Source organism: Agrobacterium sp. El2ro-1b (assembly GCF_048298475.1).
Lineage (GTDB): Bacteria > Pseudomonadota > Alphaproteobacteria > Rhizobiales > Rhizobiaceae > Agrobacterium > Agrobacterium fabrum.
On the sequence record NZ_CP103458.1, the window covers coordinates 1,462,334 to 1,476,157 of the forward strand.

The following is a 13,824-nucleotide window of genomic DNA, read 5'->3' on the forward strand; positions in this document are numbered from 1 at the left end:
TCAATACCCCAAAGCCCACCATTTGTACGTCTGCGATGCCACTCCGAAAGCGCCAGAATTTCCATATCTCGGACGCCAAGTCGCGGAACTCTGAGAAATCGTACTGGCATGAATAGACAGAACCTCCCCTGAAGCGGTTTGTGCGTTCGTGGCATTCGCCCCGTGAGCTAAAACAGCAGTCGGGAAAGCAACTGCAAATGTAGTGGTCGTGTCACCACTCGTCTGACCGAAATTAATCATCCACCCATTTGGAAAGATAATCGTCCCATTCGTGGATGTTCCTGAAAGCGATGCACCCATGGTGGCAAACATCGCTGCACCATTGACGTCATCTAAAATGGTACGCGCGAATGCGGTGAGGTCCGTTAGAGAGGCTGCGCCTGCGCCCGTGAAGTAAGCCAGCTTATTGGCAGCAGGGGTCAGCGCATGCAGAGCGGCAATCGCCCCGGTGATCGCTTTAATGAGTTTTCCAGTGGTGGCATCGAACGCTACCGGGAAGTTATCAGCAACCCCGCCAGCAGGCCCAACGACATCACCCGTACCCGAGCCATCCGTACCCTTACGGGCCAGCAGCCGCCAATAAGCGTTGCTCTCTGTCGGCAAGGTAGGCGGCGCATTGCCCGTGGTCGGCTGCAGCGCAAGCCACGTCGAGCCATTGTTGAGAACGATGTCGTTCGCCTCATATGCCGGCGCGCCGCTGTAGGCGCCTCGATCCACCACGCCCGGAGTGCCAGAGCGAGCGAACAGAAGCCACTGCGTGTTCTCCGTCGTTGGAAGCGTCGGAGGCGCATTTCCTGTCGTTGCGACCTTGGCAATCCACGTCGAACCACCAGACTGCACGATATCGCGGATCGCGTATGCCGTGCCTGCACTGTAGTTGCCGCGCTGGTTCACGCCGGCAGGACCGACAGGACCAGTTACATAGGACGGCGCACTCCAGTCGCCCGACGTTGCCGAGTTCTTGAAATAGATCGCCGACCGGCCATCGCCAATATCGATGACGAGGACAGCGAAGCCAGCAGCAGCCCCATTATATGCCGCCCTGCCCGCAAGGTTGGCAACGAATGCATCATACTGGACGCCTTGGACCAGAGCAGCCTTGTTGATCGTCCCAAACACACCCGGCCCAATGCCAATCGGAATATCATCCGTGCCGACCGAGATTTCAGACAGGCTGTCGAGATTGCCATTCGACAACGAAGCCAGCAGCCGACGCATAGCCTCGACAGCGGCAATCGTCGGCGACGTCAGTTCGACCTTGTAAGGCGCGTCCGTCTGCGCTGGACCGGGCCAGTCATCGGCAAGCAACAGTTCCGTATCGCTGACGATCTGCTCGATGACAATCGGGCGGCCGACGTGGATGCCGAACTTGTCACCAACCTTGATTGGGGTCAGGCCAGCAGCTTCCGTCAGCCAGCCCGTATCAGTGCCAGTAACCGTGCGAGAGCCTACAGCGACGGTTGCCGTGCCATCGCCGTACCATGTGGTGTTAGCCATTGGCGGGGTCTCCTTCGCCTTCACCTCGAGCGAGGCGCAGATCGGCTTCGAGACCGTTGATCTTGTCGAGGAGGATCTGGTTTTCCTGCTTCTGCATGGCGAGGTGTTGGGAGAGAAGAAGTGTGCGGTTCTTCAGGAAAGCTTCGCGCACTTCCGCTTCTTGCAGACCGACCAAAGCGTCGACCTGCATCTGATTTCCGGTTGCCATTTATTACCTGTCTCGATGTTAGCGCTTCATTACGAAGGCGCGCATGTAGCCGCCGCGCATGCCCGCTGCGTTGCTGGGTGCGGTTGATCTGAGTTGGAATTGGTAGGTCGTCTGCGTTCGCCCAGATGGCGGCGTATGCGTCATTACTTCCGTAGAGGGAGCGGTGGTGCTTGGAGCACCTCCGCCAAGAACTGTTCGCTGTCTCAGGGCAGCCCCGTCTTCTACGGCCCAAACCCTGTACTCGGCATTTCCGCCTGAGCCAGCGCCCACCGCCCCGTTGAACATAATTTCAATGAGGGGCGCTCCAGCGCCGTGAAAGCTTGTGAATGACAGTACTGTTGTGAACGTCGTGGAGAAGATGTCCCCACTGTCCCCGCTTGTCGCATCATATCTGGTTACCGCCCCCGGATCGATATTCGACGTGCCAACGGTCAGCGTACCGATGTAAGCACTCGAAATATCGACGTTGCCGAGGACAGCAGACAATGCCGAAAGCTGATTGACCCTCACCTCATCGAGATAGAGGACACCGGACTGGAACACGAACGGCCGCTTTATCGTGGCGTCGTCATCGCTCACCATGACGACCTGACCGGCCTTCATGATGATGCGCGTCGGACTTGCCGGGTTTGACGGCACGTCCATCAGGAACGATGCAGACCGATAGTTCTCATCATTGACGGCAGCCGTGATGCCGTATCGCGCCGCGTATCCTAAAGGGGCGGCGATGGCGGCCCATGCCACGTTTACGAAAGCAGAGCTGCCGCCCAGCGCCGCCGTCAGCGTTTCGACCTTGCCAGCAACGGCCATGGTCTCATTCACGGCAAGCTGGATATCTTCCCGATACTCAGCACGCGCTGCTCCAAGCTCTACGGACATTTCTCTGGCGAGATTTCGGGTGTCCTTGTAGGCAACGACCGAAAGCTCCATCATCCCCGCAAGGAGGCCGTCTATGGCATCCTGCGCGGTTCTGGTGCTGTTGCGGAGCCAGCCGAGCGCCTCTTCAACGCCGCTCAGATCGATATCAACAAACACATCCTTGTCGGAAAGAAGGATGTTCGGCGTGATGACGGGTATGAACCCGGACCACAACACCGGCCTGTCACCGCCGGGAATGTACCGGCCGCGGACAACGTAGCTTTGATTGGGCAGAAGGCTCTGCGAGATCAGCATTGAGCCGACTTGCGGCTGGTCGGTACGGCCCTCGCTTACCTTTTCAAGCGTGGCTTGAAGCCGGACCTCATACTCAATGCCAATGACATCATCGAGGCGACCGTCGCTATTATCCCACGTCAGCCGGATGGCAGGTCGCCTATCGTCACCAGCCGCGTCTTTGATTGTGGCCGGTTCGGCGAACCAGTCGACGATTGGCTGAGGCGTCGGACGAATGACGCCAAGCTGGCCGTCAACAGGAGGCTTGAACTCGGTATCGCTGCTCCAATCATAGTCAGTCGGATCGACCTCGGTAATGTCGATCATCACATCGAGGTTGGCGCGATCGGCAACGCCATCGAGCCTCATCAGTTTCGCGATGTAGCCGTTACGCTCAGACGTCCACGAAAACACCGTTCCCGGCGTCGCATAGGCCCAGAACTTTGGCGGCAGCACAATCGTATGCCTGCGGAACCGTCGAGCCTCTTCAAGCGCCGATTTCATCAAGCGCTGCACCTGCTCCGGATAAGGAACGAAGTTCAAGTCGACGTCAGCCATCAGGCGGCGATTGCCGTCGATCGCCTCAAGGTCAGTCCGATAGAGCGGGGGTGCTGTCTTGGCGACCCAACCATCTGCCGGCGAAGGGTAGCTTGCCGAAACACCGTTGATGGTGTCAGCCAGCCCGAGGAATGGCGTGAACTCTTGTTCTTCCGTCGACAGGATATCATCGTCGGTGAAGGCGATGACGGGAACATCCGGCGCACCGGAGTGCAGATAATAGACGCCGCCGACTTCGGAAATCTTGCCTTGACAGGCAGTCAGCAGCGCTTCGATAGCAGACGTCAATGGCGCATCGACCTGCACCTCGCCGCCGCTACGGTACATATGAACGTAGCCAGTCGATTCCAGTACGGAAGCCCGGCACTTGTCGATCTGCGCAATCCATGCCGCAGCTGGCAGACGCGATGACGAAAGGTTTTGCAGGCCATATACCCACTGGCCATTATAGTAGATGCCGCGAAGCAGATTGTAGATCTGGACTGCCGGCAGAAAGTCGCCATCGCCGCCCCAGGTCGCGGGATCTTCGTCGCGTTGGTCGCCTATGCCACCAACAGTGCTGTCCCGTGAAGGATCATAAAGACGCATGCCTTCAAGCACAAACTTGAAGGACGGCACGCCGGAGAACATATTTTTTGACACGCGAGCGGTGACGATCGCATAAGCAACGCCGCGCCCAATGCGATCCGGGTTCCACCACCTGTTGCCATTCGAAACCGATGTAAACAGGAAGCTGTCGGCCGTCGTCTGAGTGCCGTCGTAGAATTTTACCCAAAGGCTGTCGGGATATTCGTTGACCGAATAACCACGATCAGTCAGGCCGCCGAGCGTGACGCGCTCGCCATTAACCCAGACCTCGGCAAGACCTCGAACCGGCAAATCCGACAGGGCAATAACCTGCGTAAGATAGGCATTCGGCGTGTCGCCGTCCTGCCCCCAGGTATTGACGAACACGAGGGAGCCAGCGGTAGCGGTGCGACCAAGGATGAAGGAGCGAGGAACATCGCCGCCGCCCTGCAGTGTGCCGTTAATCGAGAACGTCGGGTCTTTTGGCTTACCTGCAAGAGACTGCGCGAGAAGGCTGAGGCCGACGCCGACGGCGGTTTTCAGCAGGAAGGAGCCGACAACGCCAAGGCCGCCAATAAAACCGGAGACAGCCGAAACCACGCCGGATATCGCGGCTGCGATGCCAGAAAAAATAGCCATCGATTTTCCTTGGTGGATGCGCTGCGCGATGCGCGCGCGGCCGCTAGAGCGGCTTCATGAAATGAGTTTCGACAGCGCTGTAGCCGCGCCGCTCGTAGAGGCTGGAAACATCATTGGTTGCGAGCGAAGCCATTCCGGCAGAGACGCAACCTACCGACCGCCCCCACGCCTCGTAGGCATCAAGCATCTTGATCGCGCCGCGACCGCGTGCCGCCGGCGTGACGTACCAGACCGTTTCCTTGGCAATTCGACCCGCGCCGAATGGGTGATCGAAAGCACATGCCATCAACACGCTCTGCGCAGGCTCGCCAGCAACTAGAACGCAAGCCACAGGCGACACCAGATGCTGCTGAAACAGCCGATCGGCATATGCCGCCTGGAATGGAAAAGTGAAGCCAGCGGCCTCATGGCTCTCACGCAGGAGCGCGACAACACGGTCGCGGTCCTGCGCAGTTGCGAACCGGACGTCCATCAGAATATCCCAAGAAACTTCTTGCGCTTCGGCTGCGTGGCGACCTTGCCCTTCTCGGATCCCCAGAAGAATTCCCACTCGGACGAGGTATCAGCATCGGTGAAGAACGCATCGCCGGCCTGTCGCAGCACCTGCGTGGCATGACTGCGCGTCGAAGGGTTGGAACGCGTCATTTCCTGGGTATGGCTGGCGCAAACCATTGTCACGCTGCCTTCCTCATTCTCAGAAGGCGTGTTGATCGTGATGGTATCGACAAACCCCACGAAGCGGCATTCGGCCGGCGCTACCATCTGGCGGCTGTCCGGATCAAATAGACCTCGATAAATCTCGACGCGAGCCTGACGGCAGTCGTATTGCCGCACCAGCGTCTGGACGTGCTCGCTCACCTGAGACAGGCGGATATTGACGTTCTGCACCGACAGGTTGGCGACGAGAGGGATGTCATCGATCTGCACCAGCGTGCCGGAGCCATACCAGTCACGAGTGACCGGCAGGCCTGTATCGGGGTGCACAATCGCCGCAGACACGTTGCCGACGTCCGACCACATGCCATCGGTTACAGGCGCACCAGTCGCTCGGTCGCGCGCAACAAACCAGAGGAAGTCGCGCGCCACCAGCTGCCGCGCCTCAAGCGCAGCAAGGTTTTCTGCTGAGATGTTTCTCATTGAGCTTCCAAGAAAAGGTGGGCGGGCGCAGGAATCGAACCTACGCTTTACTGCCGGTCGAAGACCCGCAGTAACTATCCGGATGACGTCGCCATCAACCGGCCTACTCTTCCACTGAGCTAGCCCGCCACGGACTTATACAACAATTATCTCGCTTCAATCGCCTGAAACGTGACCGTGCCGCGTCCCGTTGCCATGTCGGCAGTTGTCGAGATCGAGCCGGGCACGATCGCCATGATGCAGGAAGGCTTGACCAGCGTAGCGGCGACAGGTGCCGTAACGCCCGGCCACAGATGCGGGCGAACCTCAAACTGCGTCGTCACGCCACCTGCGCTGGCCGTTACGGGCTCCATAACCATGTGAAGGTCTTTGTCGCCGATCTGGATGAAATCCCCGACTGTGACTTTGTAGCCACCGGGAAGGCCTGAAAGCGAGATCGCCTTGCGGTTACTCGCAATCGTAGCCACCTGCCCTACCCCCGCGAATGCGCCGCCGGTTGGCCAACTGCCGTTCGGATATGCCACAGGGAAACAGCGAGACTTCGGGAATGCGCGGAACGTCTTGAGCCCGTTTTCCAGGCTCGTAAGCCGCGCACGCCAGTAATCCAGTTCGTTCGGCTTCATCGAGCGCGATTGCGCCGTCATCTGCCAGAGTGGCGAGCCCATGTCCTTGACGACTGTCTGTCCGCCAGCCGTGCGCGACTGTTCTTGTCGCCAAAGCAGATTGAACTCCGTCGACCAGCCTGGGAACTCGTCGAAAAACGATGTTGGGAGCGGGTATGTGATTGTCATGCCTTACCCCAACTTCACGTTTCGTTTCTGAGCAGACCGAACCGCCGCTTCTACGCGGCTCTGTAGCTCGCCCTGCATCTTGGCTAGCGCCTTTTCCTGTCTCGCGACGGCTTCAACAGATGCACCGCGGTTGTCGACGACAGGATTGAAGTTCACGACGACACCCGCCGACTGTGCGGACATGGATCGCAAAGTCGGCACACTCGGAACCGAAATCCCGACATACCCGCCGTCAGCGTAACCTTTCAGGCCGCGCCGCATAGCCTCCATGGCTGCGGGGCCGCCGGCAGCCTTAACTGCCGCCTGATCAAAGACGTATTCGCCTTTATGCACGACGCCGGCGGGCTGGTACTTGCCTCCGTCGCCGGTGTAGCCGCCTTCTGAGAAAAGCCCGCCTGACAGGCCGGCGTACCGAGACGCACCGCCGCCGAAGAGGCTGAACAGGCCGCTCAAGAACCCTCCACCGCCGCCGCCGGCATTGTTGATCTTGAAGATGTTGTTGAGCACATCGTCCAAGAGGGCATTACCGATCTTCTTCAGGCTATCTGCCAAAATGTCCGCCGCGCTTGCGCCCTCGACGAAGCCGTCAATGATGCCCCGTGTCACATCCTTGGCGGTGGCCATGGCTTCTTCGGCACGCTGGCGGATCTCATCTTGCTTTTCAGCAAGCTGCTCGGACGCAACCACGGCGTTCGCGTAGCCGGCGGCGAGCTGCTCGATGCTGGCCGTAAGTTCGGGCGTTATCTCGACACCAGCCTCTTGCGCGGCAGTGAGCAGGTCCTGCTTTGCCCTCGCGAACTCCAGTGTGTAGCCGTAGTCGTTCAGGAGAGGATTAAGGCCAGCCTGCGCTTCGGTTTCAGCCTTCAAAGCCGCCGTGCGCTTCGTGATCTGCTCGACTTCGCGAGCGTATTCGTCGGCACGGGTGCGGCCGGATCTCCCACTCTTCCCGCCGCCGCCACTGGATGTCACCTGATATTGAGGATCGGTGATGTCAATCGGCGTGAATTTCTTGCCAGAACCGCCCGACCCAATTGTTGGTGCCGTTGACGGGTATTCGATTTTTGTCTTTTCGAGGGCCGTCTGAACAGCAGTTGGAGCAAGCTTTGCGGCCTCTTCTTGCAGCCCCTTTATCTGACCTTCAAGTTGACGAACCTCTGCCTGCCCAAGGACATTCATGGGATTGGCTTTTATTTCAGCAATCTGTTTCTCAAGGTCGAGGCGTTTGGCTGTGATGTCGTTCAGCTTATCGGCGGACTTGACGGTAGACTCTATCGTCAGCGCGCCGCCAAGGTAGGAAACCTTGCCGTCCTTCCCGCCGAGCGCATCAACCACACCGGCGCCGATATTTTGAAGGCCACTAATCCTGCCAATCCACTCGGCCATGTTCTGCGCCGCAGTAGCACCTTCATTAAGGAGTTTGATTATGGCGCCAATGTCAGAAGACAGGCCATCCATGTCGACGCTGTTGACGAAGTTCGCCATGTTGTCGATGGCCGAGCCGAACGTGTTTGCAGCGTTCGAAGACCTATTGAAGTCGCGCGTGGCGTTAGTAAGTGCGGTTCGAAGGTTCTCCAGCCGCTGATCAAGCGTCAAAACTGCGCCAGCAACCTTCTGTTCAAGAACTGGTGCACCGGCATTGATGCCGTCAAAGAACGCTTTCGAAGAAAGCTGCCCATCCAGCATAATCTGCCGGAGCTTCGCAACGGAGCCGCCAGCCTGTTGAATGCCCGCTGCGGCAGCTTGCAGAATGGTCGGCGCGCCTTCAAGGATAGAGTTGAACTCCTCGGCGCGAACAACGCCAGATCCCAAGGCCTGCGAAAGCTGCAGCAGGGCGCCGGATGCTTCCTGGCTAGATTGGCCAGAAGCGCGAAGCGCAAGGGCGACATTGTTAGATAGGCTGACGATCTGCTCAGACGAAACGCCAAGTTCGCCTTGCACCAGCGAGACGCGGCCATAAAGCTGCACCAGCGTCTCAAGCGGCGCTGCATTCTTCTGCGCGGCTGCGAAAAGCTTCTGGTATACGCCCTCCAATTCCTCGCCGGACAGGCCAGCCACTTTTAGAGAGTTGTCGATCTTCGTAGCGCTATCGGAAAGCTGACGAAACCCCTGCGCGCCTCCGATAAGAGCAAAGGCTTTCGCAGCACCAGCAGCGACGCCAGAATAGCTGGCGGTCAGCCGCTTGTTCATTGATGCGAACCGGCTCTCGATCGCGCGCGCCTGCCGATTGGTGATCCCCTGCGCCCGGTTAAGCGCGTTTTGGTATCCCTTTACGTCGGCCGAAAGCTGAACGACGAGACGCTCTAGGTCTGTTGCCATTTATCTAGTTTCCCTGATAATGCGCGCTCAACCACGGCGGGAGGCGAGAAGTTTATGAAATTGGTGGTCAATACAGCAATAATACTTGCTGCTTTTGCGAGTGTCGCGGCGGCGGATACAGCTGAATTTGAATACGAGTCGTTCAGCCGCACTCAGACGGGAGCGGCTGAGCTTGTATTGAAGTTCCACAACAATTCCGTGAAAACGATCACCTTCATTGCCGCAGAGTGCGGCCTATTAGGAGAAAACGGTAAGGCGCTGACCACTCTGTCGGTTAATGCGGAAAATATCGCTCCCGGCGACGTCGCTTACGCAAAAAACTATGGACCTCAAGGTCTGCCGGTTAAAAAAGCCGACTGCCGTATTCGGGACGTCGAATACAAATAGAGTGACGCTGCCATTAACCGGATATCCACCCCCAAAGCTCATCGACTTCCTTAGCCGTCAGCCCGCCGTCATCCGGCGTGTTGGCCTCGACGTAGCCGTCAACAGCAGCCATGAATTGCCACACCGTCATATCGTTGACCTGCTGCGGCGTGAACCCAATCACAGCGCCGGTCCCGTAGATAGCAGCAAATCTCAGCTTTCCGTTTGGGAGTTCGTCGAGCTGTTTTCGGTTTGATTTGCTGCGTCTCCCTCCCCCACAGCCTCCTCCGGTGCGCCCATGAGGGCGGCCGACAGAATGACTTGCGCGGGAATGAGGCTCTCCATCGGTGGGCGAGCCTCGACATAGGCGCGTGTCAACTTGAGGGCTGGCGAAGGCTGCATCCCGCCACCGATCAGGCCGAGCCTGATGATGTTGCTGATGTCTTCGATGCGCCACTCGCCGCTGTGCAGGCGCTGGAGTACGACGTACGGACCGGCATCGGTCTTCTCTTGGAGTTCCCCCAACTGCCCCCAGGCGAGGCGGAACGAGTACGTCCCGTCTGCCCAATCGAATGTGACAGTCGCATCCCGCATTAAGGCGTGACCGGCGTAGTTACGCGAACCATCTCGCCGTCACTCTGGAGAGAGACGTTGTTGGTTGCGCGCTGGCCGTTGTTGGCGCCGACTTCCATGCTTTCGATATGCATGCGGCCGGTCCAGGTGATCGTCTTTGCTGGGAACTCCCATTCGACCTTGACCGGAATGCTGTCGATGCTCTCGAAGCCCTCAATCCATGTATCGACACTCTCTGAGGCAAGCACACCTTCGCCAGAAATGCTCATCGAGAGAGAAGTTGCGTCACGGCCAACCCAGTCGACCTTGTCCGGGTCTTCGCAGTCAGGGATATTGACCTCTTCAAGGCCTTTATTCAGCGTAATAGAGCGCTGCGTGAAGCCGCACGGAGAGGTGTAAACGATAGGATCTTCGTCATTACCAAGAAGAACGCGGACCTTGCCGCCCTTGATAGTTGTTGCAGCTGCCATAGGGCGTGCCCCTTAAAATTTAGTGATTGGTGAGGTTCTACGGCTCTTCGACGATCGCCGTGTAGCGAAGTGACGCCTGCTTAAGTGCGCCGTCGCGGATGAAGTCAGTGCGCCATGGATCGAAGGTCACGATGGCGTTGGTTGCCAAGTCAGGATCCCAGTTGCGCAGTGCTCGGCGCACGGCGCCAGCAATGTCGCGGATTTCCTTCATGGTCGTAGATTCCGACCAGCAGTCGATCTGCATCATGATCTCGCCGCCGTCGATGCAGTCGATAAGCTCTGCCACGTAGTTTGAAGGACCGATGCTGATGTAGGGTTTGGCCCATGTCGACTGCGGGATATCGGCGATGCGATTTCCAACCAGCGCGGTTACGGCTGCATTGGCTTTGAGGCGAGCAATAATCGCGCCTTGGAGCTCGAGGGTGGGATCAGCCATTCGCCGCCACCTCCTTCGCAGACTTGTTAATCGCGCGTGTTATGCGCGACTTCGTGCGCCGGCGCAGAGCGCGATAGGAGACGAAGAAGAACGGTTGCGCTTTGGTGCCTGGATGCTGAGTACCGGGGAACTGGCCGGCGTTTTCGTGCGCCTTGGTGGCGAACTCTACAAGGTGAGCATAGCGCACCTTGCTGTTTCCGGCGTAAATCGTGATTACAAGTTTGCCATCAGCGGACTTCACGGTGGCAATTTTCTGGCTGTATCTCGGAGCGTCGCCCCATGTCCAGCCAATCGAATCGCGAAGTTCGCCGCTATCAACGGCAACAAGCGACTTCATGAGCGCGACAATCTCGTCGGCACCCTGCGCCATTGCTTCCTTTATTCGTTTTTCAGCAGCGGCAGGAAGCTGTTTCAGTTTTCGATTGAGTTTGGCGAGGCCTAGAATAGTCATCCCGCCTCCCCCTGCACCACAAGCAGCTCGATCCACTGGTTGCGTTCGTCGATATTGACCGCAGCCTTGATTGCGTAGACCAGGCCAGAACGCTTATTCCGCGCCCGCCAAGCCGGCGTAATGGTGCGCGTTCGCTCGTTGCTGCGGACAGTCATGGTGTAGGGCTGCAAGCCTTGCAGGCGGCTGGCGATGACCGTTTCCGAACCGACGCGCGGTTCAAGGCGAGCAGGCTCAACGAAGACCTCATTCCATCCTATAATGGTCCCACCATACCCGTCATCGCCTTCGACCTCGGCCTCAAAGCCGATGCGCTCACTCAGCGAGCCTGCGCCCGCCCTCTTGCGTTTTGGCATTCGGTCGATCCTTGGTGGGTTCGGCGGCCTTGGCCGCTATGGCAGCCGCGGCGCATTTGCGCGTGACGTTGTAGAGGCCAGGTTGATATGCGACGGTGAAACCCGGCTGGCGCCAATCGAATGGTTTATGGAATCGTAGCCACATAGTCGTCTGCCACGGTTCGCCAGATACGCCACGGTGCCAGAAGCATCCGCACTGCGCGCGGAAGGACTGCGTCGCCTGTCGCCTTCTGATCGGGTTCCCGAACCTCGTAAAGATCGCCAGTCACAAGCAGGATCGCAGATACGATGGCAGGCGAAGCGGCGATGCCGTCGGCAGCCGTAGGCGTTTCGCCGATGGCGACCACTTCGCGATCTAGATGCTGCGTTACGATGCTTTCAGCGGCGTCGCGATAGAGGCCGATCTCCGTATCTTCATCTTCATGAAAGACACGGAGGTGCTTCTTGACGGTTTCGAGATCGACGATGGCCATATTAGGCCGCCACAACTGCGGCCGTCGGCGCGCTTGTGACGGGCACACTGCCCTTGTCGTTTGTGGCCGTGACGCGAACCGTGATAGCCTTACCAACGTCGCCAACTACAGGAACGTAGGTCGCCGCCGTTGCACCAGAAATCGCGACGCCAGCCGCAAACCACTGCCGCGCGTAAGTCGGCGAGCCGGACCATGTGCCAGTGGTCGACGTCAGTGTCTGCCCAACCTGGGCCGTGCCTGTGATGGCAGGCGCAACAGAATTCACCGGTGAGCCGATACCGTTGACGATACCGGCGCCGATATAGGACGCGACCCTGCGCTTACGAACCTTCGTTGACAGCATCGGGTTTGTCCTTCTTCTTCGTCGAGCGAGCAGAGGAGATCACCGGCTGGTCATCGGCTTCATCCGCGGCGCCGTCTTCCACGGCGGCCTGCACCTCGCCCAAAATATCGACGAGGCCCAGCTCATCAAGCTGCTTCGCCTCGCCGGCCTCGACCTGAAACGGATCGCTCTTTTTGGTCTTCAGTTCTTTGCCAACTGCGAACGTGCGCTTGGCCTTCACTTCTAGAAAATCGGTCATGTTCACTCCCTTTCAAGGAAAGGGGAGCCGAAGCTCCCCTCAGGTCAATCAGGCGCCTTCGACATCGCCGGTCACGAAGGACTCGGGGCGATAGACGGCGAACGCCAGACGCTCTTCAGCGCGGATCGTGAACATGTTCTTCTCGAAGTCGTCGACGTTCTCGCTGGAAAGCAGAACCTCGATTTCCATGCGGTCGAAGATCTGAGCTGCGAAGCTGAATGCACCGGTGAGGAACTCGCCTGCGGCCATGGCCTGCGTCGAAACGACCGGCAGGTTCCAGAGAGTCGGAGTGAGTGAACCCTGCGGATTGCCGATGATGTAATTGCCGCCGGCATCCTTGGTTAGCTCGATCTTTGCCCAGTCAATCGGGTTCAGAACGAACGCGGTTGCCGGATACTCAGCGAGCACGACCTGCAGAACAGCCAGACGGAGACGGTCGATGCCCGTTTCGTCGGCGGCAGCGAAGGCCGGGTTGAACGCGGTAGCCTGCGGAACCAAGCCGTGGATGTTCTGGCCGGTGCCAGAGCCATTCAGCAGCTGATTTTCTTCAGCGAACCGCAGACCATAGCGAGCGCGGCCGTCGATGTAGGAGCGAAGCGCGGGCGCGTCGTCCAGGATCTGGCGCGAGGCCTTGAACAGGTGCGCGATGGTGCGAACCGGCGCGGACGTCATGTCAAACGTCAGATCCGAATAAGGCTTCGCAGTCGTTTCAGCGACCGGCGCCGCATTGTTCGTGTAGCCCGTTTCCTTGACGTACTCGATCGAGCTCGAAGCAGTCTGACCAGGCAGAACGAGGTCGCGGATCGTCAGCTGGCGCTCAGGCAGACCAAAGATGCCAGGAACGCGCGCGCCGGGAACCAGAGAAGTACCCTGAGAGCGGCCGGCGCCGACAGTGGTATTGGCAGAGGTAATGGCAGCGCGGTCGGCCTTCACGCGGATAGAGCCGCGAGATGCACCGGTGAGCATGCCAGCCTTGAATTCGGTAGAGTCGATGACGAGGTCACCAAGCGACTTCTGCTCGTCTTCGTCGGTTTCCCGCTCGCGCGCGGCGCGCTTTTCCATGTCGGAAAGACGGGTCGTAATGTCACCGAGTTCGGACAACGCCTTGTCGGTCTTTTCTTTCAGCTCTGCCGAAACTTCGCCGTTTGCGACAAGCTTCGAGGTAAAGTCAGTGGCGAGATTGCCAACCTGCTCCTTGATGGATGCGAGGGAGGCGCCAAGTTCGCCAATTTTTTCTGCAAGTTCGGCCATGAAAG

The 13,824-nt window shown here is 58.6% G+C and carries 18 protein-coding genes and 1 tRNA gene; 1 reads left to right on the top strand and 18 read right to left on the bottom strand.

Features of this window, described 5'->3' with window-relative positions:
* The 8 genes from NYR50_RS07210 to NYR50_RS07245 all read right to left on the bottom strand — a co-directional run bounded on the left by NYR50_RS07210 (position 1) and on the right by NYR50_RS07245 (position 8,865).
* Positions 1–1,497 carry a gp53-like domain-containing protein gene (locus NYR50_RS07210; protein WP_418137232.1) on the bottom strand — a complete coding sequence of 499 codons (1,497 nt, stop codon included), beginning with the start codon at positions 1,495–1,497 and terminating at the stop codon, positions 1–3.
* The gene (locus tag NYR50_RS07215) at positions 1,490–1,705 is read right to left on the bottom strand and encodes a hypothetical protein (RefSeq protein ID WP_418137233.1); all 216 of its coding nucleotides are present in this window, start codon (positions 1,703–1,705) and stop codon (positions 1,490–1,492) included. The genes NYR50_RS07210 and NYR50_RS07215 overlap by 8 nt, the downstream gene beginning before the upstream one ends.
* Before the next feature lie 18 nt (positions 1,706–1,723).
* Positions 1,724–4,621 carry a phage tail protein gene (locus NYR50_RS07220; RefSeq protein WP_418137234.1) on the bottom strand — a complete coding sequence of 966 codons (2,898 nt, stop codon included), beginning with the start codon at positions 4,619–4,621 and terminating at the stop codon, positions 1,724–1,726.
* A 43-nt stretch (positions 4,622–4,664) separates the two neighbouring features.
* The gene (locus NYR50_RS07225) at positions 4,665–5,093 is read right to left on the bottom strand and encodes an N-acetyltransferase family protein (protein ID WP_418137235.1); all 429 of its coding nucleotides are present in this window, start codon (positions 5,091–5,093) and stop codon (positions 4,665–4,667) included.
* Positions 5,093–5,758: a hypothetical protein gene (locus tag NYR50_RS07230; protein WP_121592272.1), complete on the bottom strand. Its 666-nt coding sequence runs from the start codon at positions 5,756–5,758 to the stop codon at positions 5,093–5,095. Before NYR50_RS07230 ends, NYR50_RS07225 begins: the two co-directional genes overlap by 1 nt.
* A gap of 19 nt (positions 5,759–5,777) precedes the next feature.
* Positions 5,778–5,887: transfer RNA gene (locus tag NYR50_RS07235), tRNA-OTHER, on the bottom strand.
* 17 nt (positions 5,888–5,904) lie between these two features.
* Positions 5,905–6,549 (bottom strand): hypothetical protein, encoded by a 645-nt coding sequence (locus NYR50_RS07240; RefSeq protein WP_418137236.1) that lies wholly within the window; start codon positions 6,547–6,549, stop codon positions 5,905–5,907.
* 3 nt (positions 6,550–6,552) lie between these two features.
* Positions 6,553–8,865: a tape measure protein gene (locus tag NYR50_RS07245; RefSeq protein ID WP_418137237.1), complete on the bottom strand. Its 2,313-nt coding sequence runs from the start codon at positions 8,863–8,865 to the stop codon at positions 6,553–6,555.
* Positions 8,866–8,919: 54 nt separating this feature from the next.
* Here NYR50_RS07245 and NYR50_RS07250 point away from each other — a divergent pair, with 54 nt between their 5' ends.
* Positions 8,920–9,252, top strand: coding sequence for a hypothetical protein (locus tag NYR50_RS07250; protein WP_418135477.1), 333 nt, complete (start codon positions 8,920–8,922; stop codon positions 9,250–9,252).
* A 13-nt stretch (positions 9,253–9,265) separates the two neighbouring features.
* Here the strand turns inward: NYR50_RS07250 and NYR50_RS07255 are convergent, their stop codons facing one another.
* The 10 genes from NYR50_RS07255 to NYR50_RS07300 form a co-directional block, all read right to left on the bottom strand.
* Complete coding sequence (locus NYR50_RS07255) at positions 9,266–9,415, bottom strand: hypothetical protein (protein ID WP_418135478.1); 150 nt, start codon at positions 9,413–9,415, stop codon at positions 9,266–9,268.
* A 29-nt stretch (positions 9,416–9,444) separates the two neighbouring features.
* Positions 9,445–9,825, bottom strand: coding sequence for a gene transfer agent family protein (locus NYR50_RS07260; RefSeq protein WP_418135479.1), 381 nt, complete (start codon positions 9,823–9,825; stop codon positions 9,445–9,447).
* On the bottom strand, positions 9,825–10,274 hold the full coding sequence (locus NYR50_RS07265; protein WP_418135480.1) for a phage tail tube protein: 450 nt from the start codon (positions 10,272–10,274) through the stop codon (positions 9,825–9,827). The genes NYR50_RS07260 and NYR50_RS07265 overlap by 1 nt, the downstream gene beginning before the upstream one ends.
* Before the next feature lie 37 nt (positions 10,275–10,311).
* Entirely contained in the window at positions 10,312–10,710 is a 399-nt protein-coding gene (locus tag NYR50_RS07270) for a DUF3168 domain-containing protein (RefSeq protein ID WP_418135481.1), read from the bottom strand.
* A complete protein-coding gene (locus NYR50_RS07275; protein WP_418135482.1) occupies positions 10,703–11,161 on the bottom strand; it encodes an HK97 gp10 family phage protein in 459 nt (152 codons plus the stop codon). Before NYR50_RS07275 ends, NYR50_RS07270 begins: the two co-directional genes overlap by 8 nt.
* Positions 11,158–11,514 carry a head-tail adaptor protein gene (locus NYR50_RS07280; protein WP_418135483.1) on the bottom strand — a complete coding sequence of 119 codons (357 nt, stop codon included), beginning with the start codon at positions 11,512–11,514 and terminating at the stop codon, positions 11,158–11,160. Before NYR50_RS07280 ends, NYR50_RS07275 begins: the two co-directional genes overlap by 4 nt.
* 125 nt (positions 11,515–11,639) lie before the next feature.
* Positions 11,640–11,987: a head-tail connector protein gene (locus tag NYR50_RS07285; RefSeq protein WP_418135484.1), complete on the bottom strand. Its 348-nt coding sequence runs from the start codon at positions 11,985–11,987 to the stop codon at positions 11,640–11,642.
* A gap of 1 nt (position 11,988) precedes the next feature.
* Positions 11,989–12,330 (bottom strand): hypothetical protein, encoded by a 342-nt coding sequence (locus NYR50_RS07290; RefSeq protein WP_182590403.1) that lies wholly within the window; start codon positions 12,328–12,330, stop codon positions 11,989–11,991.
* Complete coding sequence (locus tag NYR50_RS07295) at positions 12,308–12,568, bottom strand: hypothetical protein (RefSeq protein WP_418137270.1); 261 nt, start codon at positions 12,566–12,568, stop codon at positions 12,308–12,310. The genes NYR50_RS07290 and NYR50_RS07295 overlap by 23 nt, the downstream gene beginning before the upstream one ends.
* 48 nt (positions 12,569–12,616) lie before the next feature.
* Complete coding sequence (locus tag NYR50_RS07300) at positions 12,617–13,819, bottom strand: phage major capsid protein (protein ID WP_418137271.1); 1,203 nt, start codon at positions 13,817–13,819, stop codon at positions 12,617–12,619.
* Positions 13,820–13,824: the final 5 nt, after the last annotated feature.